Source organism: Levilactobacillus sp. HBUAS70063, from assembly GCF_038374745.1.
In the GTDB taxonomy this organism is placed as follows: Bacteria; Bacillota; Bacilli; order Lactobacillales; family Lactobacillaceae; genus Levilactobacillus.
In genome coordinates this window covers 290,132-314,702 of sequence record NZ_JBANSM010000003.1, presented here as the reverse complement: position 1 = coordinate 314,702, position 24,571 = coordinate 290,132, and the positions used below count along the sequence as shown (strand labels likewise).

Genomic DNA, 24,571 nt, shown 5'->3' with positions numbered 1-24,571 from the left:
CGGTGCTTCAGGCTAACAATTTGAAATTCGTCGGCTGGACGCCCGTCACCACGGGATGATCCGCGAAATAAGTCATCATCAGTTCTGGTAAGTCCACGTTGACTTCACGAATGATCTTGCGCGGATTAAACATCGGATAATCGCCGCCACCATTGCCACGGTACTGGTTCAACGCTACGGTCAATACCTGATCGGGTTGAACCGCCTGGCCGTGATAGTCCAGTTGCACCACCCGTTGCCCCACCGGTCGATGCAGGTCAAACGTGTAATCAATTCCACTATAGAGGTCGTAATTGTACAGCTGTAATTTAGGTGTGGTAAACGCCGGGTCGACGCCCACCGTGCCATCGGCCTGCCGAACGAAGAAGCTGGCACACCGTTCCAGGGCCTGGCGCAGATTCTGCCCGGTCACTTCCTCCACGACCAGCGTGTTGGGGTAGCTGTAACTATTCAGGAGCTGGCGAATGGTGGGCTGCGGGCCGAGTCCCCGAACGTCATCGTTGAAGAGGCTCGTCACCGCAATGTCGGTCTGCCCCACTGCCATTTCAACCGCATTAACCAGCTGCAGGTAGGGGTGATGATGCTGTCTGGCCGCCATCGGGTCCGTTATGGTTAAGCTAGCCCCGGTGAGCCGACCAATGGGCTGATCCAACCAACGCTGGACCTTAGCCTCCGTCCCATCGGCCAATACGGACAGCCAGTCGGCCGGCTGAGCGGTCGCCGTGGTGAGGAGCCGGGCATCGTGATCGATTATTCGTCGACTCTTATCCAACGTCAGATCAATGAGTCCCACCGCAACGCCCTTTTCACCGGGTTGGGTCGTGGGAACTCCGTGGTAAATATCGGCTAACTGGCGGTGCTGGTGACCAGTAATCAGAGCATCGATCCCTGGCACCTCCACCAATAGGCGATAGCCTTCATTCTCACCGGTCGCCCGCTCCGTGGGTTGCCCAGTAGCGGGATCAGCCTCAAAGCCGCCGTGATAGGCCACAACCACCACATCGGCCTGTTGTCGTAGTCGCGGAACCCACTGTTTGGCGGTCGACACCGCGGATTCAAACGTCAACCCACTCACGTGATCGGCCGCTTCCCAAGTTGGCACGTACGCCGTGGTCAGGCCCAGAACGGCAATTCGAATCCCCTGACGTTCGATAATCGTGTACGGCGCGTCAACAATCCGCTGGGCCACGCCACCGGTAATATTCGCGCCTAGCAGCGGGTAATCGCGGTCACTTTCGGCCGTCCGCAAGTAATCCAAGCCATAATTGAACTCATGATTTCCCAGCACGCCGGCATCATAGTGGAGGGTCGTCGTCAACTGCGTGAGCTGTTCGCTAGGCATCTCGGGATGCTTGGCCAGATAAGTCGCGAACGGCGACCCCTGAATCCAGTCACCATTCTCAATGACGATGACGATCTCATCCGGTAGCGCATTCTGCCGGATGTCATCAATGATTGTGGCCGCCTTCAACAAGCCTAAGGGCTGTTGGTCGGTCGCACTGAGATACTTGGTCGGATAGACGTAGCCATGCACGTCACTGGTCGAGAGAATTCTAATCTTCACCATTAAATTAACCTCTTTCGGAGCTGCTCTGAGAGGGAATCAATCAACAAAACCATCAGGACGATGCCTAATAAGATAATGCCCACCCGTGGCCAATTACGCGTCTGAATCGCAAAGATCATGGGGGTCCCAATCCCGCCGGCCCCCACCATCCCCAGAATCGAGGCAGACCGCACGGCAATCTCGAAGCGATAAAGGGTGTAGGAGATAAATTCGGGCAGAATTGTGGGTAGGGTTGCCAGCACAAAGACCTGCGCCCCATTGCCGCCGGCGCTGACGACCGCTTCATCGGCGCCGCGGTCCATATTCTCAATGGCCTCGCTGAAGAGCTTCCCCAGCATCCCAATCGAATGAATGCTGACGGCCAAAACCCCGGCGTAGGAACCCGGCCCCACCGCCTTAATAAACATAATTGCCAACACAATTTCCGGAAACGTTCGGATCAAGGTCAGGACCACCTTGCCGCTGCCGGACCGCACGTGACGCCAGTCGTGCTGGCTTCGTGCCGCCCAAAAGGCAAAGGGCACACTGATTAGTGCCGAAATAAAGGTCCCCAGAAAGGCAATGGCAAGCGTTTGGAGAATAAGCGAAACCAGGTCCTCGCCGCTGCCGTTATAGACATACGACCAATCCGGTTGGACTAGGCCGTGAACGATCGACCGGGATACGGCCGCCGCGGATCCCTGCAGACCGGTGAAATGCAGGCCGGTCACCGCCCAGAGGTAGATTACCGCGACCACGACGAGCCACAATAGCCATCGCCACCGATGCCAGAACGTCATCGTCAGCGGCTTCTTCGAAATTGTCGTTTGCATCTTAAAGTAACACCCTCCTTAGATGATTGCTGACACCATCGATGACCATGACGACCACGAGGGTTGCCAGAATGATCACGGCCGTTTGACTGTAGTTAAATTCGTTCAGCGAGCGTTGGAGAAAAACCCCAATCCCGCCGGCTCCCAGATAGCCCAATACGGTAGACGCCCGTACGTTGATCTCTAGGGTATACAGGAAATAACTCACGAATTGGTTGAGAATCTGGGGCAAGACGGCGTACCAGATGATGGTCAGCTGGTTGGCCCCCGCCGACTCCAGTGCCTCCAAGGGGCCCATATCGATGGTCTCGATCACCTCATAGAAGAGCTTCGAGACCATCCCAAATGAGAAGATGGCCAACGTCACGACCCCGGCCGTGGAACCAATGCCAAAGATTGCCACGAAAATAGCGGCCAACAGTAAATCCGGCAACGTCCGTACCAGGTCGAGGACCAAACGAATCCCCCCGCGTAGCCAGCGATTGTGCACCAGGTTACTGGCGGCCAACACCGAAAAGGGAATGGCCAAAGCCGCCCCAATGGTCGTGCCGAGAATGGCCATCTGAATGGTCTCGTAGAGCGGTCGAATGATGACCGGCAGATAATCCCAAGCTGGCTGAGACATGCGCATCAATAGGTCGGTAAACTGGCCGAAATTCGTGAAGAACATGGCGACATCGACGCCTGTCATGTGCGACGAGGTCACCAACAAAACAACGATGAGTATCGTCCACGCGATGGGCTTCACGTGCCACCGCTGGGTCCAAGGGCGTCGTGGAATTTGCGTTATCATCACCTACTCTCCCCCTTAAACCGTTTGGTAGACCCGGTTCAGGTCCGTCTCCGTCACGTCAGCAATCTGCTGGTCATACACCACTTCGCCGGCGCGTAAGCCCACGATGCGATCCGCATATTCGCGGGCCAGTGCCACCGAATGAAGATTGACGATGACCGTAATCCCATCCTCTTGATTCAGTCGTTTTAAAATATCCATCACCGTCTTGGTCGTCAGCGGGTCGAGCGAGGCAATCGGCTCATCGGCCAAGATAATCTTGGGATCTTGCATGAGCGTGCGGGCAATCGCCACGCGCTGTTGCTGACCACCAGAGAGCTCATCTGCCCGGGCATAGAATTTTTCGGCCAGACTCACGCGTTGCAGGGATTGGACCGCTTTTTGCCGGTCAACCGCGCTGAAGAGTCCGAGAATGCTCTTCCAGGTTGGGTAGTAGCTGACCCGGCCGGAGAGAACGTTTTTGGCCACGCTCGAGCGTTTCACCAAGTTAAAGTTCTGAAAGATCATCCCGATTTTCCGCCGAAGTAAGCGTAGCGCTCGACCCTTGTACTGGTCGATCGGTTCGTCTTCAATGCGGATCTCTCCCGAGGTAATCTCGTGCATGCGATTGATGGTCCGCAGCAGGGTACTCTTTCCCGCACCGGAAAGCCCAACCACGACCAAGAACTCTCCTCGCGGAATATCGAAGTTAATGTCCTTTAACCCCACTGTGCCGTTCTCATAAATTTTGTTCACGTGCTTAAATGAAATAATCGGTGTTGCTTCCATCAGTCTGGTTCCCCCTATAAAAAGAGTAGCAAAGGTTATGTTCATTCTTACTCCCTCTGCTACTCAGCTCATGACGTCAATTCAGTTTTATTTATCGAGGGCCTTGGCCTTCTTGTCGTACTGGCGAATAATATTGAAGTTGCTGTCCTTGGAATCAGTGTAGCCTTCATGCGAGTAAACGCTAGAGATGATGGCATGCCCCTTCTTGGTCTTGGCAATTTGCTTAAAGGCCGTCGCAATCTTCTTCTGCCACTTGCTGGTCATGTCGCCACGCACCGTGATGGTATCGTTAGGAATCTTGCCGGTCGTATAAATTGGCACGACCTTACTCATGATGTCCTTCTCATCCTTCTTCACCAAGTTCCGGGCGCCCTGGAAGACAAAGGCGGCATCCGTGTTCTTGTTGTAGACGGAGAGAACCCCCTGGTCATGTCCCTTAACCGTGACCGTTTGAATCCCCGATTTATTGATGTTAACGCCGTGGTCTAGCATTTCCACCGCCGGATAAATCCAACCGGCCGTAGACGTGGTATCCTGAACGGCGATCTTCTTACCCTTCAAGTCCTTGATCGACTTGATACCGCTGTCCTTGCGTACCAGGATTTGGGAACGGTAGTAATCGACCAACTGACTTGTCGGCTTATCACCGGGCTCGCTGACCCCGAAGCGTTGCGCCTGAAGTAAGACCTTATCGTGGTATTGCTTGTGCGCCAGAACATAGGCGTCAGGCGGTAGGAAGCCGACGTCGACTTTCTTGGACCCCATCGCTTCCACAATGGTATTGTAGTCGGTCGATACGCTCACCGTCACCGGAATCCCCAGTTGCTTCTTCAATAGGCCTTCCAACGGCTTAGCTTTCGCCTCAATGGTTCCCGCATTAGACGATGGTACGAATTCCACCGTCAGCTTCTTAGGCGCATAGCCCTTAGACCCCGATGTCGACGCCGTGGTCTTCCCACAGGCCGCCAACGTTGCCGGTAATACCAATAACGCCGTGAAAACTAAAAGCCATCTTACCTTCTTGCTCAGGTGCATCTAGCTCACTCCTCAGTTATGTAATAGTCTCTCTTTTGACCATTTCTAATTTTAGCAGAGAACCGAACTTTTACAATCATTTTCTGAAAATAAGTCGGAATATAAATATATTTATGATAACAATCGGCTTTGATTTCAACAAGTAAACCGTAAAACTCGAACGATATATTTATTATTCGTTAAAAGTATCCTGTTGGCACATTGAGTTAGGGGCTTAACTAAAATCGTAACCCAGCACCACAAAAAAGAGGCCGGAACTTCATCCAGCCTCGCAATCCTAAAACTTATTTAACTTACGAAGAAGACCCCTGATTAACCTACCCCTGGGTCCCGTTATGTTCGTGATTCTTGGCAGTGTCACTGAGTGCATTTAATTTCACCATATCCGCCGCCGAGATGGAAAAATCGAGTTGTGTATTAGCCGTGATGTGGGTCGAACTCGTGGCCTTAGGCAGTGGCAAGACGCCATTTTCCAGGACAAACCGCAACGCCAGCTGAGCGGGCGAAACGTGGTACTTGTTGGCCATTTCCTGAACATCGGCGTTCTCCAGCATATCGCCGGTTGCCAGCGGGGAGTAGGCTTCCACCAGCATGTCATGTTCCTGAGCGAACTTCGTAATCTTCGGTTCCGTGTAGCCCACGTAGTACTGAATCTGATCGACCATTGGGGCAACTTTGGCGTGACTTAACACGTTCTGCAGGTCGTGTGTATTAAAATTGGAGACGCCAATGGCCTTGGCCTTGCCGCTAGCGTAGATCTTCTCCATCGCCCGCCAAACGTCCAAGTTACCGGCGTCACAATCCTTACCAATCTCGGACCAAGGCCACGGCGCGTGAACCAAGTAGAGATCAACGTACCCGATATCCAGGTTCTTTAGGCTGGTCTCAAAGGCGTCCAGAGCGCCCTGATAGGTCTTAATCTCTGCGGGCAACTTGGTCGTGACGAAGATCTCTTCGCGCGGAATCCCCGAATCGCGAATGGCCTTGCCCACACTGGATTCGTTGGCGTAAGCCTTCGCCGTGTCAATGTGCCGATAACCGGCTTTTAACGCATCGGCAACCGCGTTGTAAGCCGTATCGCCACCGGGAATCTGCCAGGTACCAAAACCCACTTGTGGAATCTGCGTGCCGTTAGCCAAACTAAACGTATCCGTTAAAACTGACATATTTGACCCTCCAATTTATTCAGTAACTATCATAAGTATACGCTTTCTTGGACGATTTACGGTCAAATTTGCCTTCTCAAACGTTCGGAATTTCAAACAGATTGCAGGATAATTGCGGTTCCATGAATTTGTAATATTACAAATCGAGAGAATCGCCCAAAACCCTTGATTTCTTTGTTATTATAAAGATGTCGTAAAACAATTGCTTAACAACCAGACGACAAACTAAAGCTTTTTTGGTAATAATTGTTAAGGTACCCGGAAAATGCCTTAACAATTCATTGTCCAAATTAAATATTAGCCTCATTGAATCAGACTAAATCCCAGTTCGATTCAATGAGGTTAATTTTTTTGTCGTTTTTTCACAATTAAGTTGGCTAACGGCGATACGCATTGAGCATTGACCCCAGACCTAATTAATCGTCATCGTCGTCATCATCCTGTTGAACCGTCACAACCTTAGCCGTGTAGGCATTGACCGGCACCTCGTGGGTCTGGTTCTTTCCGCGAACCTTGACCTCCCACTGGACCTGGTCGTTCTCGTGTTCTAGTGACCATTCAACGGCCGTCCCACCACCAGCACGTTTCACCGCGGCCGCAGAAATATCGGCCAGGGGCTTCAACCGGTTGACCGCTATGGCATCCCGTTTTTGGGCGACGCCGTTCGCCTCGTCTTGGTCCAACTTTTCTTGTTCATGATGGACTAGTTTACCGGACCGCGCATCAACCGTGGCCTCGTACTCCCGATTGGCATCCAATCCCGAAACGTCATACTGGTACTGGCCATGCTCACGTTCCAACGAGAGTCCACTGATGGCGACCGCCTGACCGAACTGCCGATGGAACTGCTTAATGGCGGCCGTGACCGATACCTTAATGCTCGTTGGCGCGGCAACTCGTGTGGTCTGACTCGAGCTGGTTTGCGCCGAGCCGGCGGTTTTATCCTGACTCTTCTGACCAGCGCTACACCCCGTTAGCACAAGCACACTAATTAACAAGATTCCCAGTTTTTTCATCGCTAGATCCTCCGTTATGGTGTTAAATTCTGAACGATTTCTCCCCTTAACCTTAGCAAAAATATCAAAATCACACCACTACTTGGCTCATCCCCCCCACCACGACATCCCAAAAAAGTCCGCAACGTCCATGACGTGCGAACCTCTGGTTTAATTGCCTATTCATGATAAGCGGTCTTCTCGCCGGTTAGCGTATCGGCTAACTGCTGTAGGACCCGGGCGAGTTCGGCGCGATCATTGTTGGAATAATCGGCTAACTTCTCGCGAAAGGCCGTCTCGCGGGCCACCTTAATCTGCATGAGACCGCGTTGACCCTGCGCCGTCAATTCAACGCGCCGGATCCGCTGATCATCGCGTTCTGCTTCCTGGAGCCAACCCGCAGTCACCAACTTGTCGACCTGCCGACTGATGGAAGAGTGGTTGCGGCCAATCTGATCGGCCAGTTGGCCAACGCTGATGCCCGGTTGCCGACCCACCCGGACGACGATTGGCAGTGCGGCCGGTTCCAGGGGGACGTCCGCCTGTTGGAGCAAATGCCGATCCTGTTGCGGCTGGTTGAAGAACGTCACAATTTCGAATAGGGCTTCAAAAATTTCATTATCCATACTTGTTAGTATACCAGAAAGATGCTAAGATATGTGCATGATGCACGAATGAATTTTAATTTGAAAGGTGTTTTTATCTCATGACGCATAAAATCGGTATTATCTTAGGATCGACGCGGCCCTCTCGAATCAGCCCCAGCATTGCTACCTGGCTTCAAACAAACCTAGCGCAACCCGATCTCACCTTCGACCTGATCGATCTCGCCCAAATCAACCTCCCCTTGTTAGATGAGGTCGAACAGCCCTCGTCCGGCATTTACCATAAGGCCCACACCCAACAGTGGAGCCAGTTGATTCAGGGCTACGACGGCTTTGTCCTGCTCTTTCCACAGTATAACTGGGGCTACCCCGCGCCCTTAAAGAACGCACTGGATTACCTCTACAAGGAGTGGGCCCATAAGCCGGTCAGCCTGGTTTCCTACGGCGGTCACGGTGGCTTCCAGGCCGCTCAGGGCATGTATCTGGTGGTTCGCGGACTGAAAATGCGGCTCTTAACCAACAACCTACAACTCACCTTGCGTAGCGCCGACTTGGACGAACAGGGCCACTTCATCGACCCCGATCAGGCACTGGCTCCTTACGCGTTCAATGCCCAACAAATGGGCGCCGAGTTCCGCCACTTACTCGGTGAATAACCTTAGACCTAGGATGACCGCTCTTTCTACGCATGAGAGAGCGGTCATTTTTTGATAACGCCTATTTAACTTGCCCCTTCTTTTCTCGTAAAAAGCGAACAAACTCAGCCGCTGCTCGTGAGCGCGACTGTTGAGACCGCCAAACTAAAGCCGATTGCAATTCTAGCTTGGGCACTAACGGTATAAATTTAAGATGATCGAAATGTTGGTTCAACTTTAGGCACACCACAACGCCATGGTTATGTTGAGCCAACATGGCCGCATTATAAAGCAAATTATACCGAGCCAAATTTCCCATCTGCGCCGCATATTTACCCGACCAATTGGTCAACTCATCGTGTCCAATTTTATCCAATACCGTAATGACTGGCGTTCCCACGAGATCTCCCGGACGAATCGCGTCGTAGCTAGCAAATTGGGAGTCTTCGTGTGCCAGAATCCCCCACTCTTCTTTACTAGTCATTCGGACAAAATCATACTGCCCCGATTCAATGGGTTCGATTAACAATCCCATGTCGATAATTCCCTGATCAATCCACGCCTTTATATCATCGGTGTTGCCACTATGGAGCTCAAACTTTACTTGCGGATGGCCCTGCTGAAAGGTATCCATTAAATCAGCGACTTCTTCCATACTCTGTAACTCACTACAACCAATGGCAATCGAACCAGTCAATGCCTGCGTTGCCTGCAAGTCCGTTCGCGCTCGTGCCATTAAATTAACCATATCTTGCGCCCGCTGACGAAACAATAAGCCCTCACGCGTCAAAGTCATCCTGTGATTACGGCGCTGAAACAACAGAACCCCTAGATCTTGCTCAAGCTCTTTGATCTGACGAGACAACGTCGGCTGTGTCACGTGCAGTAACGCTGCCGCTCGCGTGACATTTTCTTCCCTAGCCGTCACTAAAAAATAATCCAGTACACGTAGATCCATTTCATACGTCCTCCCATGTTCATCGCACATTTACCATTAATTCTATCATAGAACATGGATTATTCATTTTTCGTATCATTGGCATTCAAACTAAGCATTTTACCAACTTCCAAATAACGTGTAGGCTAACCTCTAATGTTAAATCAAATCTGAAAGGAAGTCGGCTTCTATGCAAAATGTGACTTTTAATAATGGTGTCCAAATGCCTATCTTAGGCTACGGCACGTTCCAAACCCCACCCGCGATCACCGCAGAAAACGTGACGAATGCCATCAATCTTGGCTACCGTAGCATCGATACGGCCCAAGTCTACGGCACTGAACCCGGGGTCGGTGAAGCTATCGCGAATAGCGACCTCAATCGTGAGCAATTCTTTGTGACGACCAAGACTCAGACAGACGGTTATGCCGCCACGAAACAGGGGCTGGATGAGTCGCTGACCCGCCTAGGGAGCGATTATTACGATCTCGTCTTAATCCACTGGCCCACGGCACATCGTTTAGAAACCTACCGTGCCTTGGAAGATGCCTACCAGGCCGGAAAAGTCAGAGCGATTGGCCTTAGTAATTTCAATCCGAACCAAATTGATGATTTATTGGCCAACAGCCACGTTAAGCCGGTTATCGATCAGGTCGAAACGCACCTTTTCTGGCAACAAACCAAGCTACGGCCCTACCTAGCCGCTCAAGGAATTGTTCACGAGGCCTGGGCCCCATTGGGAGAAAACTTCGGTCGAGAAATGATGAACCTTCCCGCCGTAAAAGCGTTAGCCGAAAAACACCACGTCACATCGGCACAAGTTTTACTACGGTGGTTAACCCAACAAGGCATCGTCACCATTCCCAAGTCCACAAACGTTAAACACGTTGCGGCTAATCTCGCTTCGCTCGACTTTTCACTGACACCAGATGAAATCGCTAGTCTTCGCCAATTCGACCGTGGTCATTCCATCAAGGACTGGCCACAATCCATGCGTGAAGATCGTTATTAAGCTTGTAAATTGAAAGGAAGTTATTTATGAAAATTGCTGTTATTGGGGCGTTTGGTAAATCCGGACAAGCCATTATTCAAGAGGCCAAGCAGCGCGGCCATACCGTTCTAGCTATTGCCCACCGGGATCACCCGGAAGTGTCACTCGCGTACGACCAACTTCTCATCAAAGATCTCTTTGATCTCACACGGGAAGACCTTGCCGGCGTCGATGCCGTGATTGATGCGGTCAGTGCCTGGACGCCGGAAACTTTCGCCGTCCACACCACCGGCATTTCCCACTTAGCACAGTTGCTCACCGGAACGACTACCCGATACCTTAAGGTTGGCGGCGCTGGAACGTTGTATATTAACGCGGAGCACACGAAAATGCTGAAAGACCGGGCCGACTATCCGGCCGACTGGTTACCACTGGCCGACGTCTTAGTCGCCAGCTTGAATCGCCTACGTTCCTATTCCAATCTGGCCTGGACTTACGTCACACCCGCATTCAATTACGATGCTAACGGCGCGAAAACGGGGCAATACCACGTCGATGGCGAAGATTATTTGGCCACCAAAGACGAAGACAGTTACATCAGTTATGCCGACTACGCAACTGGCATGATTGACCTGTTGGAAAATGGCCATTACATCCGTCAACGCATTACTTTAGTTGGTGACCATCATTAAACTTTGAAAGTGCGTGTGATAGAGGGCGATTAGTCGGCAAGCATTAAGACTGATAACCGAATAATCCTGATCTTAGATTGTCGGGTTATCAGGTTTAAGCGGAGCCAGCTGCCTTTTAGCGAACGTTTCAGCTATGTAAAGGTGACGCGAACGAGCCTGGGAGGCTTTGTCCCAGGCTCGTTTTTTCATCATTAGTTTTAAGCCAAACTTTACGAACAAGGCCATTCTAACCATGTGGACCGGCATTAAATGACCTAATTCGCTAACCGCTGTTTAACCTGCATCATCGTCACAAAGTCATCGGTGAAGATTCCGGCAACCTGCTGGCGCATCAGGTCGGCAGCTACCGTAGGATTATCGACGGTCCAGATCCGTTCCGCCACCGGTAAACCGGATTGAAAATGGCTCAAATGAAGGCCACTCAAGTGTTCCTTCGCAACCAGGGTGGCTGGCTGTGCGACCGGTTTGTCGGTCAACCAGCAGTAGCTCTCATTAGGGGCAATCTGCTGACAGGTTTTCAACGTGGGCAAGTGGAAGGAAGAGAAGATGACCGGCCGGCGCAATGAGGTGGCATGCACCATCCGCATCACGATGGCCTCAATGCCCGGATACTGAATCTTGTCCGTCTTCAATTCCAAGTTCAACTGGACATCCCGGTCCGTCACTAATTTGAGGAACTCCGCCAAAGACGGAATCGGTTCGCCATTGGTTAACCGAAACTGGCGCAATTGGTCAAAGGTGTAGCGGTCAATCCGCCCACTACCGTCCGTGGTCCGATCGATCTGCTCATCGTGCATGATGACCGGCACATGATCCGCCGTGAGATGAACGTCAAACTCCAACCCTTCAATGCCGTGATCCAGCGCATAGCCGAACCCGGCCAACGAATTTTCTGGAAACCGTGCCGGGTATCCCCGGTGACCAAAGACCGTGGTTGCCATCGTGATCAATCACTCCTTAATGTTATGCCTCAGCGGACGAACCCTAATTTACCCCTCTAGTCTACTCGTGGCTTGTAAAATGGGTGTGGCTTTTTGGTAAAAACTCTGTAAATCTTTCAAATCAACCAGACGAAAGGCGGTTCGCTAACCCTCAAGCTAGCGAACCGCCCTTTCCGTACCGTTATTTTGCAGCTAATCTTTAATCGGTGCCGGTGATTACCCCCAAACGCTGTCGGCAATGCGTTTAACCAGCTTCAACTTGGCCCACTGCTGGTCCTCGGTCAACTGATTACCTTCCTCAGTGGAGGCAAAGCCACATTGCGTGGATAGCGCGAGATTGGCAAGGGGGACCTGTTTGGCCGCCTCGTCAATCCGGGCTTTCACGGCCGCCTCATCCTCCAATTCGGGGAACTTGGACGTGATCAGTCCGAGCACCAACCGCTTACCGGTATCGCCGTTCCAAATCTTCTTCAGTGGCGCAAACGATCCGGCCCGGTCACTATCGTATTCCAGGAATAAACCATCGTAGTGCAACTGACCCAAGTAGTCGGCGACATCGTCATAACCCCCAGAGAAGAGGTAGGTCGACTTGAAGTTCCCCCGACAAATGTGGGTGGTGACCGTCAAGTCTTCCGGTAACCCCGCCAGCAGCTGATTGATGATGCGAACCGCATCCTCGGCCAAGCCCACGTATTTTTGATGCGCGGTTGGGTCATCGGCCGTCTCGTTGAGCTTGCTGATCAGAAAGGCCCAGGTCGTATCGTCTAATTGTAAGTACCGGCAACCCAGATCGTAGAAGTGGACGATCGTTTCATGGTAGGCCTTGGCTAAATCGTCTAAGTACGCGTCCCAGGTCTCGTAGAATTGCGACCAGTTATCGCTTCGGTTATCCCGGAATAACATGGTCGGTGACGGGATGGTCTGCTTCACCACCACACCTTCCGGAACCAAGCTTTGGAGATATTGGAAACTTTCAAAGAAGGGGTGATCCGGGTTAAACGCAATTTTTCCCACTAAGTCGGCGTTGTCGGTCCGCGTCTTGCTCCCGTGGAACTTATAACTTTGCTTGTAGTCGTAGTGCCCCACGCCGGTGAGTCCCCACAGAAAGTCCAAGTGCCACCAGCTCCGGTTAAACTCGCCATCGGTGACGGCCTTCAATCCCAGGTCGACTTGTTCCTGGACCACGCGCTTAGTTTCGGCGCGTTGAACCACCTTCAAGTCGTCCGCGGAAATTTCGCCCGCCGCGAATTTTGCCCGGGCCGCTTTCAAATCGGCTGGCCGCAAGAGACTGCCCACAACATCGTAACGGTAAGGATAAGCTTTCAAAGTCGTTGTTGTCATTTGTAAATTCCTCCTAGATTTTAGTGATTTGTCGTCGGACGTAAAAAAAGCGTTCATCCCCGAACTAATTGCTTAGTTCAAGGGACGAACGCGTCGTTTTACCACCCTAGTTTACCAGGCCTTCACAGACCTCGCCTCAACGGTACCAATTGATACCCGGAAAGTTAACGGTTCCTACCGATCAAGCAGCGTGAACTGCTTGATAGCTATTAGGAGCTCATCTTCACGGTTAAGCCCTGACCCGTTTTCACTTACCGGGCTCACTGAACAAGGCTGACGCCGCTACTCTTCTCCTAGCTTTTATGACAAATCGATTAGAAATTAATGATAGTTTAGTCTTCTGACTACCGCCTGTCAAGGTTAATTTCAGAAGAGGACCACGACCTTGCCAAAACTATGTTGGCTAGCCAAGTGCAAACGTCTTAATCGGACGAACATCTATTTTGCGGCGCGCAATCACGTTTAGCAAAGCCTGTAACCGCGCCTGCCTGAATAAAACGACGTGAGGTAGGCGTCGTTAGGAATCGCCATGATTGGGTCAAAGTCTGCCAACGTCCATTGCCCACCCAGCTGTCCAGTCGCGCTCACGATGCCCCCAGCGGTTACGTGAGCCAACGACTCCTTAACCGGTCGCGGGTCCGATCAGATCGAGAACGTGAACACTTCCGAGTGATCGATCCCACGCCCCTTGACCTGAATAACCGACCAACCGGGTTGTGCTTGCGGCCTAGGTACGGTCGTCAATTCTAAAGCTTCCGGACAATAATGGCACGCATCCTCATCATTTCTCCTTTAATCTAACAAACCGTGACTCTTCAAGTATTCCCGCGCCACCACGGCGGCCTTCTCGTGCTTGACCGACACGCGATAGTTCATCTTTTGCATGTCCGTGGTCGTCACCTTGCCGGCCAACTTATTTAGCGTCGTCCGCAATTCGGGATGTTCCGTTAACAATTTCTCCGTCATCAACGGTGCCCCCTGGTACGGTGGGAAGAAACGCTTGTCATCCTTCAAGACGACCAAGTGGTACTCCTGCACCTCCGGATCGGTGGTGTAGCCATCGACCAAGTTGACCTTGCCATTGGCGATGGCCTTGTAGCGAATCGACGGCTCCATGGTCTTGACGCTGGCGAATTTCAGACCGTACGCCTTGCTCAGCCCGGGATAGCCATCCTTCTGCTGGTGAAAATCGGGGTCAAACCCGGCGTGGACCTTATCTTCGACGGCGACCAAATCCGAAACCGTCTTGAGATGATACCGCTTGGCGAACTGCTGGGTCACGGCCAAGTCATAGCCGTTCTGATACTTCATCGGCTTCAAGTAAGCCATCTGATGCTGGGTCTTTAGGGCCGTCTTCGCAATCTGATAGGTCTTAGCCGGATCATGACTAGCCGACTTCTCACCGGTGACTAACGACTCTAAGACCGTCCCGGTGAACTCGGGGTAAATGTCAACGGAACCCGACTGCAACGCCTTGAACAGGAAGGACGTGGCGCCAAAATTAGCCTTGGTCGTCACCTTGATGTTCGGGTGATCGTGTTGAATTAAATCCTTATACATGTTGATGAGGATCTCGGGTTCACTCCCTAATTTACCGGCCACGGTTAACGTAGTCTGTGGATTGGCCAGCTTGCGGTAACCCGCAAAGCCACCGATTAGCACGACCAACGTGGCCAGCACGATGCCGGCCTTCTTGAAGGACAACTTCCCTAACCAGTCGATACCGGCCCCAAAGACCAGCGCTAAAATGGCAGAGAGCACCGCCCCAATAATCAAGAGCGCGTTGTTGTTGGTTTCGATTCCCAACAGGATGTAGGTCCCTAACCCACCGGCCCCAATCAAGGCGGCCAGCGTGGCGGTTCCGATGATCATGACCGTGGCAATCCGGATTCCGGAGATAATCATCGGCATGGCCAACGGTAACTCGATACGGAATAATTTCATTCGCCGCGATAAACCGAAGGCCGTGGCCGCCTCTTCCAGGTTGGGATCAATCGTGGTCAACCCGGAATACGTATTTTGAAAGATCGGCATCACCGCGTAAATGACCAGCGCGATAATCGACGGCACCGTCCCAATCCCCACGATGGGAATCAAAATTCCCAATAGGGCCAGGCTGGGAATCGTCTGGAGGACACTGGTAATCTGCAACATGACCTTGGCGCCGCGTTGGTGGTTCATCAGAATAATGGCGAGGGGAATCGCAATGACCGCCGCAATCAGCAATGAAATCAACGATAACCCAATGTGTTGGCCAATGGCGCGGACAATGTCATCGCCCTGCGTCTTTAAAATGTGCCCAATGGCTTGCAATTAGTCCGCCTCCTTGGTGGCTAAGTAGTCCAATAGATCCGGTGTCTTCAGCGACCGCGCGCCATGCTCGGTGCCGACCACCACTTGATCCGCCCGTTGTAAGGCCGCAGCCAACTCGCTCATCGGCGCCGTAGCAGCCAACGTAGCGGTAGCCGTCGTGCTCTGGCCATAGCCTTCGTTTAATAGGTCTTGAATAACTTCTGGTCGCGGCGCGTGTTCATTTTGGAAAAAGCCGCGCACGAAATCGTTGGCCGGATGCTGCATGATCTCATCTCCGGTCCCCACTTGTTGAATGTGGCCCAGGCGCATCACGGCAATGTGTTGCCCCAGACGTAGCGCCTCGTGCATGTCGTGGGTGACGAAGACAAACGTCATCTTCAACTCCCGATGTAACCGGAGTACGAGATCCTGGAGTTGTTTCCGTGAAATCGGGTCCAGGGCGCTAAAGGGCTCATCCATCAGGACTACCTTGGGCTTAATCGCCAGCGCGCGAATGATCCCAACCCGTTGTTGCTCACCTCCGGACAGCTCGCTGGGCATCCGCGTAGCGTACTGGTCGGGATCGAGGTCGACCTGCGACAACAGTTGCCGGGCCCGGGCGACCCGATCCTTGCGCGCCCAGCCCAGGGACTCCGCCTGAATGGCGATGTTTTCTTGAATGTTGAGATTGGGAAACAGGGCAATATTTTGTAGGACGTACCCCATTTGTAGCCGTAACTGTTTCAAGTCGTAGTCAATGATGCGTTGATCATCAAAATAAATATCCCCATCGGTTGGTTCGATCAACCGGTTGAGCATCTTCAAGGTGGTGGTCTTGCCACTCCCGCTCGGTCCGACTAAGACAAAGAAGTCGCGACTCGGAATCGTCAAGTTCAGCCGATCCAACGCTAAATTATCCGCATACTGTTTACTAACATTTTTAAACTGTATCATGCCAACCTCCATGTCTATCAATTCTTGCTTTCTCACGTACCCTGTAATGTTTAATTATACTAATCTTAGCCAAATTACCTAGAAAAACGCCTCGCCAATCCCCAGCGACAATAGCCTCTACTTTACCGTTTTTTGACAGACCTGTTAAGATTAAAACTAAAGTGTTTCGTCCCAAAATATTTATAAAGTAAGGTGTTACTTGTGCTCGATCAAACGGACCGCCAGATCTTAAAAGAACTCACCCATAATTGCCGGATTAAGGTGAACCATCTCGCTCAGCGCGTTCACCTCACGGCCCCGGCCGTCACGGCACGGATCAACCGCTTGGAAGACAGCGGCGTCATCAAGCGTTACACGATTGAGGTCGATACCGAAAAGCTCGGCTATGACCGCCAGATCTTTATTCAAGCCGCCGTCAAAGACGCCAACCAGCGAACGGCCTATCGTCGGCTCATCAAAGACTATCGCAACGCCATTCGCCACCACTATCGCGTTTCCGGCGACATGCCCTACTTAATCGAGGGGGCCTTTCATTCTCGGCGCGAACTAAACGACTTTCTCTTGGCACTGGGTAACGTGGCCACCTATAAAGTTAGCGATGTGATTGACGAGTTAATCTGAACACCTGATTGGCCATTACCGGTCACCTTGTTCACACTGGTCGCCTGACCGACGTCACGACTGGGCGGCCTAACTTCAGTCGTTAATCCGGCCAATTTCAGCCTAACTTCTACACCCACATTTCACCAGCAAGGGCACGTCTCCAATATCAAATCCTATAAACCAGTCGCAACGTACTTGTTAGTTTAAAGCTCCCCGCCCGATTCACCCAAGACCGTCCAATTCCGCCACTTCAACGCGCCAGTTTCTTGACCGCCCCCGCAAAAAGTGCTGTAATCAAGTTAGTTATCAACCTGACAATTTACATACAGGTGGTTTATTTCTAGAATGAGGTGGAAGAACATGGATGAAGTTGTTCAAGCACTGAGCGATATCGTCAAGATGAATACCGTTAATGGTGCTGAGAAGCAAGTAACCGACTACATCGCCGCGTTACTCGCCAAGCACGATATTGAAAGTAAATTAGTGGAATACGCGCCCGGTCGAGCCAGCCTCGTTGCCGAGATTGGTGACGGTAACGGCCCCGTCGTCGGCTTCGATGGCCACGCCGATATTGTGGCCCTGGGCGATGCGGCCAAGTGGAAGGTCGATGCCCTCTCCGCGACCATCAAGGATAATCTCATGATTGGGCGGGGAACCTCCGACATGAAGTCCGGCTTGATGGCCGGCGTCTGGGCCCTGATTCATTTGAAAGACAACCAGGTACCGCTACACGGAACCGTTCGGCTAATGGCCACGGTGGGCGAAGAATACGGTCAATATGGCGCCAAGCAACTGGCCGAGGCCGGCTACGCGCAGGACTTGAAGACCTTAATCGTGGGTGAACCCAGTGGGGCCGCGAAGTCCTTACTGATGCAAAAGCAGATTCAATACATGTTGCAGATCGACCAAGCCGGCGCGCAGAAATTAGCCGACGCTAACCAGACCGACGAACAACACTTCATCGAGCTCGCCCACAAGGGGTCGTTGACCTACACCGTCCATTCCAACGGGGTGGCGGCGCACAGTTCAATGCCCGAGATTGGCAAGAACGCCATCACCCCACTGATGGCCTTTTACCAAAAGGAAGAGGAATACTTCGCTTCCGTCAAGAACTACCGGAATCCGGTGCTGGGGCCCGTGACGCCCGTCGTCACCATGGTTCGCGGTGGTGAACAGATTAACACGGTTCCGGCCAGCGCCGACCTGTCCGTCAAAATTCGGACGATTCCCGAACTACCGAACGCCGACATGCTGGTCGCCATTAAGGAAATCATCGCCGACTTAAACGCCGCCGGGGCCGACCTGTCTTTGGACGTCCTCAGTGACCTCCGACCGATGCACACCATGGAAGACACGCAGTTGGTCAAGGTGGCTAAACGGGTGGGTGAAGCCAACTTGGACCAGAAGCTTCCTCTGATTGGGGTTCCCGGTGGCACCGACGCTTCCTCCTTCCTAGCGGCCAATCCAAACATTGATGTCGTGGTCTTTGGACCGGGAAACATCACGGCGCACCAGGTAAACGAGTACGTCGATTTGGACATGTACCACCGATTCATCACGATTTACGAACAAATGATTACCGAACTGTTGCACTAAGTCGTTAGACGGGTGCTGACAAGGCTAATTTAAGGCTGTGACCGCGTGTTGCCCACGCGGTTACGGCCTTTTTGCGTGACCTTCAGAGCACATCCCCTACTTACTACTAATGTAAATTTTTCGGAATTTGTTGCACTTTTTCGTCAATTTTTTAAAAAACTAACATCTGAAAGACCGAAATCAACTGGGATTATGATCATCATGCGACTATTGGCGTTAACACTAGTCGGTTGCAATTTCGTAGTGGAAAGCGGTCGCCTTACTGTTCGCCAAATATGGGTTGGAGCGCGGTGGGCGGACCGGACCGGGCCTGAGAAGCGGTCTCGACCTCGCTTTGAGCCGTAAGCCCACGGCTGAACCCCTATTTGGATCACTCACGGCTGCGAAGGTACTAGCCAGCAACCAGCGGCTTAACTCGACGTAACCACTGATTTGCCGACAAACTTTGGCGTTGCTGGTAAGCACTACCTTGCCGGAGATCGCCAAGGTTGGAGCCAGCTGTGTCGACGGTGTTAGCTGAGGTTTTCTCTCAGCTTACAGCGTGGGGCGACTTGGGAGACTTGCGGGCTTGGCAAGGTTTCCAAGCGAACCGGAAGCCCGCTTCTCAGGCCGAAGGTGGCCTCCACAGCAGGCGGAGTCTCTGGCAGGCGCAGGCTCCTAGTTTCACCAATTTAGTCGCCAGAACATCGTCATGCCAATAATCAACACGTTAACCTTTAGCAAACAAAATGGCGCCTAGAACTCGTCTAGACGTCACTTCATGGCTTTGATGAAACTTGGAATTGTTGTTGGTGGTGCTGCGCCAATAGTTGCTTCCTTGGTAGGATGATTCAGGTTAACCATCCAAATTGATTGACGATTATTTATCGATGACGTGAGACCACCTTCATTGCGTCGTGCAGGCTACTCCGGCGCATCCGTCAGCGTCCACGTGATGCTCCCAGCGTAGTTTCCAGGCAACGTGCCCTGATCCACATCGAGCAAAACGCCCGTCTTCTGGGACCAGTGCGCCGCCACGTTGAATTTACCGTCCGAGTTCATCGCGTTGGTCGTGTGGGTTAATACCGGCGTGGGCGTAGTGCCAATCGGCGTGATGCCGTCCGGTGTGACGTAGACGGGACCACCACTCAACTTGGTTCCGTCACTATTCACAAAGGGGTCAGCCTGCGCCAATAGCGTCCACTGCGACCCAATGCCCCGCGTATCTTGAACAACTAATTGCCAATCACCTTCCCGATGAACCAACTGGTTTTGGCCAGTCAATTCACTGGGTTCGAAACTTTCATTTGACGAAATCGAACTAAACTTCAATTCTCCCGCCACGGTAATCGTGATCGTGACGAGATTAGACTGACTCCCATCCGCAGTCGTGGCGCGCAACGTCAGGGTATTCTTCCCGGCGTTAAGCATATCCGGCGTTAGGGGTAGGTTAAATGACCCGTCGTCGCGCACCGTAACCGCCGGCAGGTCCAGCCGATTCAAAGTCGGCTTAACCTTAACCGTTGGCTGGGTCGTCGCGCCGGTGACGGTCACCTTCCCCTTCACCGTGGTGCCTTGTTGCGGATTTAGATCGATCGCCTGCCCACTGGTAACGGCCAGATTCAAGTCGACACTGGGGGTAATCGTAAACGCCGGCGTCTCGGCCGTTCTAATCAAGGCGGTCGACGAGAAGGTACTCGATTCTTGAGCCACTTCGGTCGTCTTAGCCACGGCCGCCACTCGCCCGGTCAGGCTGATGGTCGCGGAGGGGTTGGCGTGATCCATCGCTTGACCTAACTTGGCGCGTAGCTGATTGTCCGTAATGTCTTTAACGTCCAAAGTCTCCGACGACTGATCACCACTGTAGGTAATCTTCGCGTCCTCAAAATCGATGAACTTGGGTAACTTCAGGTTAGCCACCACTTGCGACCAGGACTGCCGCCCATCACGATAATCCAGATGATAATCCAGACGTACGCGGTCACGAGCGACCGTCTCGCCGTGATTTTTAATCTCCCGGTTCAGCGTCAGGTCGGTCAACGTGGCGCTGGTTTCCGCATCGATGTTACCCGGCGTATTCTCGAAGATGACCAGGTTATTACTCCACTTGCCACCCACGGCGCTGGTGATGCCCCACCGAACCTTGTCGTGATACCGGTTCCCGGGATTGACCACCCGCGGATCAAGAAACACCGTGTGACTGACGCCTATCTGTGGCTGACCCGTCTGCGGATTCTTGTCGTTAATCGTATAGGTCATGGTCTGCGCCGAAGCACTCCAGTGAATGCTGACGTGATGCCACTGCCCATTCGATAGGAAACCCGGATCCTGCGTGTTGGCGAGCAAGCCAAAGTGTTTGAGGGCGTAGTAGTACTTATCCCGCGTCAGGGTAAACCACGATCCTTCATCCACGTACTGATGGTAGGTCGTGGCTAACCCCGGATACCCCGCGGCAATGTGATTGCCCGGGTAGCCCAGATCAAAGGAATTTGCACTCCCTGGCGCGTGGCCATTGTTCTGGGCATTGGTTTCCGTGTCGAACTCCAACGCCCAACTGTTTTGAATCGCCGTCTTTGCAATGGCCATACTACTCTGTTCGCGGGGGTTACTATCGACACCCCAGACCCCTAACGTTTCCGCTAGCGGAAATTTGAAGGTCGGCATGGCGGCGGTCCCGCGATCGTCGTTTTGGAGCACGAAGGCCATGCCGCCACCGGCACCGGTCCCCTGATCACCGAAGTACATCCACATTGAGACGGTTTCGTCCTTTTTCAAATTAAAGTCGTTATCATTCGTCGACCAAATCGATCCAAACTGATTGGGTCCATGTGTCAGCAAGGCAACCTGCGTGTCCGGTGTGGCGGGATTCATGGTGTCCACAATAGCGGCGGAGCTCATGCTGGCGGTTCCCAAAGTCATCACAGCACTCCCTTTATCCAAGAGAATTCCCTGCGGTGCGGTTTGCAACGCATGGACATAATCTTCATTATCGGCATGGGCAACAATGCCACCACTCATCAGGGCCATTGCCAGCAGAATCAAGCCGGCGCTCAACCACCGTTTGAACAACGTAAATTCCTCCTTACTTTGGGTTGTCTTGTGTGTGTCGGTTGCGATAAACGAGGTAGCCAATCACGGCAAAGAGAATCGCAATCAGGAGCAACAATGCCAGATACAACAGATAGTTTGGCCGTGTTGGGGTTAACGCGTGACGATCCAAGCGCTTAATGGTCGGCGCGTTAATCGTAAAGTCGCGAACGAATCGCCACTGTTGGCCACCGGACTTCGCCGTCAAATACAGCGTGTACGTCCCGGCTTTCAACTGCTGGTTTCCCCACGGAATGCCAAAGTTAAAGTTGCTATTCGGTGCCATCCCCATTCGCGTCTGTTTCTGGGAAATCACCGTCTGGTCATTGCCAGCCTGCGTCACACGGGCGTTGACGGTCAAATGCTGCAAGATTCCGGGTTCGAAGTTTTGCAGATTAGCCGCCACCAAGTTCCGTGCGTTGATTTGCGTGGCACCGATCCGATTTAGTTTCAAATCGGTCTTGACGGTCTTGCCTTCTTGGATCAAGACGCCAATGGCATACGCAAACGTGTTTCTGATCATAATCTTACTGTTGGACTTGACGGTCTTGGGTTGTAACTGGGCCACGTAGATCCCACCTAAAATAATGCCCCGAAACTTCTTTGCCGGGAGCTTATAGCTGACCGTCACTCGTCTCTGTGCATTGGCCGGAACCGTAATCGTCCGACCGGCATGCCGCTTGAAGATATCGGCAATCCCGACCTTCAACGACGAATCCCGCTTAGGCTTGAGTTGGCTGTAATCAATGACCCCGTTGTTATTCGTGACCGCCTGATTGACGCTCACGCGAAACTTCTGCGACCGATTGCTGGTATTCGCAACGACAACTTGCAGGTCCTGCGCTTGACCCGGCTTGGCCCGTAAATCAAAATACGAAATCTGCTTGCTTTGCTGGTTAGCCGGCAGAATCGGTCGCACAGAATACCCGACATTGTTGGTCGGCGTCTTGGCGGCCCGAACCGCCGGTAGACCGCCCAGCAATGCCCCTAACGCCAAACTCACAGTCAGTAAGACTTTCCATCCTCGTTTCATGACTGACGCCCCCTCACGCAATCACACCGTCATCAACAGCCTAACGAAATCGGCCTCATTGTGGCGTGTCGTTAAGCTGCCAGTTCATGGTTGAGGTGTAAGTGCCCGGTAATTGCCCAGCTGGTACGGCCAAGACAATTTCCGCGACACCGTATTCGGAATCCCAAACACCTAAACCACCCTTGGCAGCGGCATTGAAGGCAACGGCGTTAGTGCCGCTACCATCGAGCTTGATGGCACCAGCGGTTGGTGCCGCTGAAGGGTTATCAGCGTTGGCAGCGGCCACATCGGGTTCACCCAGTGAGAGCACTGCGCCCTTCAAGGTATCGCCCGCCGTATCCGTAAAGGCCGAATTATTCACTTGAACGCTCCACCCACTAGCCAAGCCAGGATTGGCAACTTCAACTGGATTATCCGCGGTCGTTGCGGAATACGACATGTCGCTCTTGCCGTTAGGCGTAATGTTCGTCCCAAAGCTGATGTTGGGTGCTGAATCCAAGGCGATGGCCGCATCTGGATTCATATCGAAATCAGCCGAGGTCGTCGTGGTTTGCGCGGTTGGCCCCGCACTACTTGCACTGCTACTGGATGAAGAGGCATCGCTTGTCGCCGCAGCAGCGGGGGCAATCCCCAATCCCAGTGCCAAGATTGCTACCCCACTCAGTAAGGCAGTCTTCATTAACTTTCGAGTCATGATACTCAACTCCTCAATTGTTGCTAATACATACCTCCCGATTACCCGTTTTAGCAAACTCGAATGGCCCCAGTAATGGCTAAGCCATCCGCTTAACGTTACAGACAAAATTGTTCCATGCTGGTCACCTTGTCCACCAGCCGTCTAGCCAAAATCGTGTCTGCTTAATCTCATTTGCTTGATTCACTAGAAGATAATACCTGTTGGTAAATAAAAAGGCCAGCTTTTCGCTGACCTTTCGTATCTAGCCATTTATTGATGGAAGTCGCCCACTGTTAAGCCCTTTAAACGGTTAAGCCACTGGGTAGTCTGGGCATCCGTTCCCGGTGTAATCTGAAACCCTAGCGGCGCAAACAATGCCGCTACCGCGGACCACTGGAGTTGATCGGCCGCTAAGAAGCTCGTGGCCAACTGGGTACGCTGTTTCGCGGTGACCGGAACCGCGCTGACCGTTAATAAGTTCACGGCCAATTGATCGGCAATCATCCGTTGCCAGTCCGCGGTCGTCAGGGGCTGAATGATCTGTCGGGGCGTGGCTAACGGGACGGCTGGACCCTCCCGCCGCAAGAAGCGTTGCCACCGCTCGGCTTGGCCGGCAAGCAGACCGTAAAACTGCCAAGGCACTTGGTTGCCAATTCGCCGTAGCGTAGCCGTGGTGAGAGCGGTCACGTCCCATTGAACCTGGTCTTCACCCTGAGCCAACGCCGTTTGAAGCCACTCACTAAAGAAGCGCTGGACGGTCGCATCCACCACGGCCGGTAGCTTACTTCCCTGAACCAAGTGATACCGGCCCAGTAAGAAGTCCTCCACCTGGTCCCAATCAATGGTCCGGCTCGCGTGCTGTTGTTTGCGGCGTTTAATCTGCCGCAACTGCTTGAGACGACTCGATTTACCATAGTTTCCCGGACGACTCATTTACTGTCCCACCCTTCCGCGTGGCCCAGTGCCACCGCGATAAAATTTTTAAATTCGACTGTCATTTTTAATCGTGAACCCTTCGAAAAATGCTCTTTAACATTATAGCAGATTGGCAATTGTAATGGCTAACCGCTACT

The 24,571-nt window shown here is 52.5% G+C and carries 22 protein-coding genes; 5 read left to right on the top strand and 17 right to left on the bottom strand.

Going from position 1 to position 24,571, the window contains the following annotated elements:
- Positions 1-7: 7 nt before the first annotated feature.
- The 8 genes from V8I28_RS06385 to V8I28_RS06350 form a co-directional block, all read right to left on the bottom strand.
- Entirely contained in the window at positions 8-1,564 is a 1,557-nt protein-coding gene (locus V8I28_RS06385; protein WP_445928195.1) for a bifunctional metallophosphatase/5'-nucleotidase, read from the bottom strand.
- A 2-nt stretch (positions 1,565-1,566) separates the two neighbouring features.
- Positions 1,567-2,379 carry a phosphonate ABC transporter, permease protein PhnE gene (gene phnE, locus V8I28_RS06380; RefSeq protein WP_341779289.1) on the bottom strand — a complete coding sequence of 271 codons (813 nt, stop codon included), beginning with the start codon at positions 2,377-2,379 and terminating at the stop codon, positions 1,567-1,569.
- Between the two features lies 1 nt (position 2,380).
- Positions 2,381-3,172, bottom strand: a complete 792-nt coding sequence (phnE, locus tag V8I28_RS06375) for a phosphonate ABC transporter, permease protein PhnE (protein WP_341779288.1) — start codon at positions 3,170-3,172, stop codon at positions 2,381-2,383.
- 15 nt (positions 3,173-3,187) lie between these two features.
- Complete coding sequence (gene phnC / locus V8I28_RS06370) at positions 3,188-3,940, bottom strand: phosphonate ABC transporter ATP-binding protein (RefSeq protein ID WP_341779287.1); 753 nt, start codon at positions 3,938-3,940, stop codon at positions 3,188-3,190.
- An 87-nt stretch (positions 3,941-4,027) separates the two neighbouring features.
- Entirely contained in the window at positions 4,028-4,975 is a 948-nt protein-coding gene (locus V8I28_RS06365; RefSeq protein WP_341779286.1) for a phosphate/phosphite/phosphonate ABC transporter substrate-binding protein, read from the bottom strand.
- A 317-nt stretch (positions 4,976-5,292) separates the two neighbouring features.
- Positions 5,293-6,141, bottom strand: a complete 849-nt coding sequence (locus tag V8I28_RS06360) for an aldo/keto reductase (RefSeq protein ID WP_341779285.1) — start codon at positions 6,139-6,141, stop codon at positions 5,293-5,295.
- A gap of 416 nt (positions 6,142-6,557) precedes the next feature.
- On the bottom strand, positions 6,558-7,157 hold the full coding sequence (locus V8I28_RS06355; protein ID WP_341779283.1) for a PepSY domain-containing protein: 600 nt from the start codon (positions 7,155-7,157) through the stop codon (positions 6,558-6,560).
- Positions 7,158-7,315: 158 nt separating this feature from the next.
- The gene (locus V8I28_RS06350; RefSeq protein ID WP_341779282.1) at positions 7,316-7,762 is read right to left on the bottom strand and encodes a MarR family winged helix-turn-helix transcriptional regulator; all 447 of its coding nucleotides are present in this window, start codon (positions 7,760-7,762) and stop codon (positions 7,316-7,318) included.
- A gap of 80 nt (positions 7,763-7,842) precedes the next feature.
- Here V8I28_RS06350 and V8I28_RS06345 point away from each other — a divergent pair, with 80 nt between their 5' ends.
- Complete coding sequence (locus V8I28_RS06345; RefSeq protein WP_341779281.1) at positions 7,843-8,397, top strand: NADPH-dependent FMN reductase; 555 nt, start codon at positions 7,843-7,845, stop codon at positions 8,395-8,397.
- Between the two features lie 61 nt (positions 8,398-8,458).
- Here the strand turns inward: V8I28_RS06345 and V8I28_RS06340 are convergent, their stop codons facing one another.
- Positions 8,459-9,334 carry a LysR family transcriptional regulator gene (locus V8I28_RS06340; RefSeq protein WP_341779280.1) on the bottom strand — a complete coding sequence of 292 codons (876 nt, stop codon included), beginning with the start codon at positions 9,332-9,334 and terminating at the stop codon, positions 8,459-8,461.
- A 169-nt stretch (positions 9,335-9,503) separates the two neighbouring features.
- On the opposite strand from V8I28_RS06340, the gene V8I28_RS06335 reads away from it, so the two are divergent.
- Together V8I28_RS06335 and V8I28_RS06330 are read left to right on the top strand one after the other, a co-directional pair.
- Entirely contained in the window at positions 9,504-10,325 is an 822-nt protein-coding gene (locus V8I28_RS06335; protein WP_341779279.1) for an aldo/keto reductase, read from the top strand.
- Between the two features lie 26 nt (positions 10,326-10,351).
- Positions 10,352-10,996 (top strand): NAD(P)-dependent oxidoreductase, encoded by a 645-nt coding sequence (locus tag V8I28_RS06330; RefSeq protein ID WP_341779278.1) that lies wholly within the window; start codon positions 10,352-10,354, stop codon positions 10,994-10,996.
- A gap of 254 nt (positions 10,997-11,250) precedes the next feature.
- Here the strand turns inward: V8I28_RS06330 and V8I28_RS06325 are convergent, their stop codons facing one another.
- From V8I28_RS06325 to V8I28_RS06310, 4 genes are all read right to left on the bottom strand, one after another.
- A complete protein-coding gene (locus tag V8I28_RS06325) occupies positions 11,251-11,943 on the bottom strand; it encodes a glycerophosphodiester phosphodiesterase (RefSeq protein WP_445928194.1) in 693 nt (230 codons plus the stop codon).
- 210 nt (positions 11,944-12,153) lie between these two features.
- Positions 12,154-13,278: a vitamin B12 independent methionine synthase gene (locus tag V8I28_RS06320; protein ID WP_341779276.1), complete on the bottom strand. Its 1,125-nt coding sequence runs from the start codon at positions 13,276-13,278 to the stop codon at positions 12,154-12,156.
- Between the two features lie 792 nt (positions 13,279-14,070).
- The gene (locus tag V8I28_RS06315) at positions 14,071-15,591 is read right to left on the bottom strand and encodes an ABC transporter permease/substrate-binding protein (RefSeq protein ID WP_341779275.1); all 1,521 of its coding nucleotides are present in this window, start codon (positions 15,589-15,591) and stop codon (positions 14,071-14,073) included.
- Positions 15,592-16,524: an ABC transporter ATP-binding protein gene (locus V8I28_RS06310; RefSeq protein ID WP_341779274.1), complete on the bottom strand. Its 933-nt coding sequence runs from the start codon at positions 16,522-16,524 to the stop codon at positions 15,592-15,594. It lies immediately after the preceding gene.
- A gap of 201 nt (positions 16,525-16,725) precedes the next feature.
- Here V8I28_RS06310 and V8I28_RS06305 point away from each other — a divergent pair, with 201 nt between their 5' ends.
- Positions 16,726-17,145 carry an Lrp/AsnC family transcriptional regulator gene (locus tag V8I28_RS06305; protein ID WP_341779273.1) on the top strand — a complete coding sequence of 140 codons (420 nt, stop codon included), beginning with the start codon at positions 16,726-16,728 and terminating at the stop codon, positions 17,143-17,145.
- 342 nt (positions 17,146-17,487) lie between these two features.
- Positions 17,488-18,723, top strand: coding sequence for an ArgE/DapE family deacylase (locus V8I28_RS06300; protein ID WP_341779272.1), 1,236 nt, complete (start codon positions 17,488-17,490; stop codon positions 18,721-18,723).
- A gap of 903 nt (positions 18,724-19,626) precedes the next feature.
- Here V8I28_RS06300 and V8I28_RS06295 read toward each other — a convergent pair.
- The 4 genes from V8I28_RS06295 to V8I28_RS06280 form a co-directional block, all read right to left on the bottom strand.
- Positions 19,627-21,771, bottom strand: coding sequence for a lectin-like domain-containing protein (locus V8I28_RS06295; protein WP_341779271.1), 2,145 nt, complete (start codon positions 21,769-21,771; stop codon positions 19,627-19,629).
- A 13-nt stretch (positions 21,772-21,784) separates the two neighbouring features.
- The gene (locus V8I28_RS06290) at positions 21,785-22,822 is read right to left on the bottom strand and encodes a DUF916 and DUF3324 domain-containing protein (protein WP_341779270.1); all 1,038 of its coding nucleotides are present in this window, start codon (positions 22,820-22,822) and stop codon (positions 21,785-21,787) included.
- 55 nt (positions 22,823-22,877) lie between these two features.
- Positions 22,878-23,516 (bottom strand): WxL domain-containing protein, encoded by a 639-nt coding sequence (locus tag V8I28_RS06285; RefSeq protein WP_341779269.1) that lies wholly within the window; start codon positions 23,514-23,516, stop codon positions 22,878-22,880.
- A 252-nt stretch (positions 23,517-23,768) separates the two neighbouring features.
- Positions 23,769-24,431: a hypothetical protein gene (locus V8I28_RS06280; RefSeq protein WP_341779268.1), complete on the bottom strand. Its 663-nt coding sequence runs from the start codon at positions 24,429-24,431 to the stop codon at positions 23,769-23,771.
- Positions 24,432-24,571: the final 140 nt, after the last annotated feature.

What these genes read in the sequence shown, in the direction of transcription:
- V8I28_RS06285 (WP_341779269.1), bottom strand. Translation starts at nt 23,516, where the DNA reads ATGACTCGAAAGTTAATGAAGACTGCCTTACTGAGTGGGGTAGCAATC.
- V8I28_RS06300 (WP_341779272.1), top strand. Translation starts at nt 17,488, where the DNA reads ATGGATGAAGTTGTTCAAGCACTGAGCGATATCGTCAAGATGAATACC.
- V8I28_RS06350 (WP_341779282.1), bottom strand. Translation starts at nt 7,762, where the DNA reads ATGGATAATGAAATTTTTGAAGCCCTATTCGAAATTGTGACGTTCTTC.
- V8I28_RS06290 (WP_341779270.1), bottom strand. Translation starts at nt 22,822, where the DNA reads ATGAAACGAGGATGGAAAGTCTTACTGACTGTGAGTTTGGCGTTAGGG.
- V8I28_RS06365 (WP_341779286.1), bottom strand. Translation starts at nt 4,975, where the DNA reads ATGCACCTGAGCAAGAAGGTAAGATGGCTTTTAGTTTTCACGGCGTTA.
- V8I28_RS06345 (WP_341779281.1), top strand. Translation starts at nt 7,843, where the DNA reads ATGACGCATAAAATCGGTATTATCTTAGGATCGACGCGGCCCTCTCGA.
- V8I28_RS06355 (WP_341779283.1), bottom strand. Translation starts at nt 7,157, where the DNA reads ATGAAAAAACTGGGAATCTTGTTAATTAGTGTGCTTGTGCTAACGGGG.
- V8I28_RS06280 (WP_341779268.1), bottom strand. Translation starts at nt 24,431, where the DNA reads ATGAGTCGTCCGGGAAACTATGGTAAATCGAGTCGTCTCAAGCAGTTG.
- V8I28_RS06340 (WP_341779280.1), bottom strand. Translation starts at nt 9,334, where the DNA reads ATGGATCTACGTGTACTGGATTATTTTTTAGTGACGGCTAGGGAAGAA.
- V8I28_RS06360 (WP_341779285.1), bottom strand. Translation starts at nt 6,141, where the DNA reads ATGTCAGTTTTAACGGATACGTTTAGTTTGGCTAACGGCACGCAGATT.
- V8I28_RS06310 (WP_341779274.1), bottom strand. Translation starts at nt 16,524, where the DNA reads ATGATACAGTTTAAAAATGTTAGTAAACAGTATGCGGATAATTTAGCG.
- V8I28_RS06330 (WP_341779278.1), top strand. Translation starts at nt 10,352, where the DNA reads ATGAAAATTGCTGTTATTGGGGCGTTTGGTAAATCCGGACAAGCCATT.
- phnE (WP_341779289.1), bottom strand. Translation starts at nt 2,379, where the DNA reads ATGCAAACGACAATTTCGAAGAAGCCGCTGACGATGACGTTCTGGCAT.
- phnE (WP_341779288.1), bottom strand. Translation starts at nt 3,172, where the DNA reads ATGATAACGCAAATTCCACGACGCCCTTGGACCCAGCGGTGGCACGTG.
- V8I28_RS06320 (WP_341779276.1), bottom strand. Translation starts at nt 13,278, where the DNA reads ATGACAACAACGACTTTGAAAGCTTATCCTTACCGTTACGATGTTGTG.
- phnC (WP_341779287.1), bottom strand. Translation starts at nt 3,940, where the DNA reads ATGGAAGCAACACCGATTATTTCATTTAAGCACGTGAACAAAATTTAT.
- V8I28_RS06335 (WP_341779279.1), top strand. Translation starts at nt 9,504, where the DNA reads ATGCAAAATGTGACTTTTAATAATGGTGTCCAAATGCCTATCTTAGGC.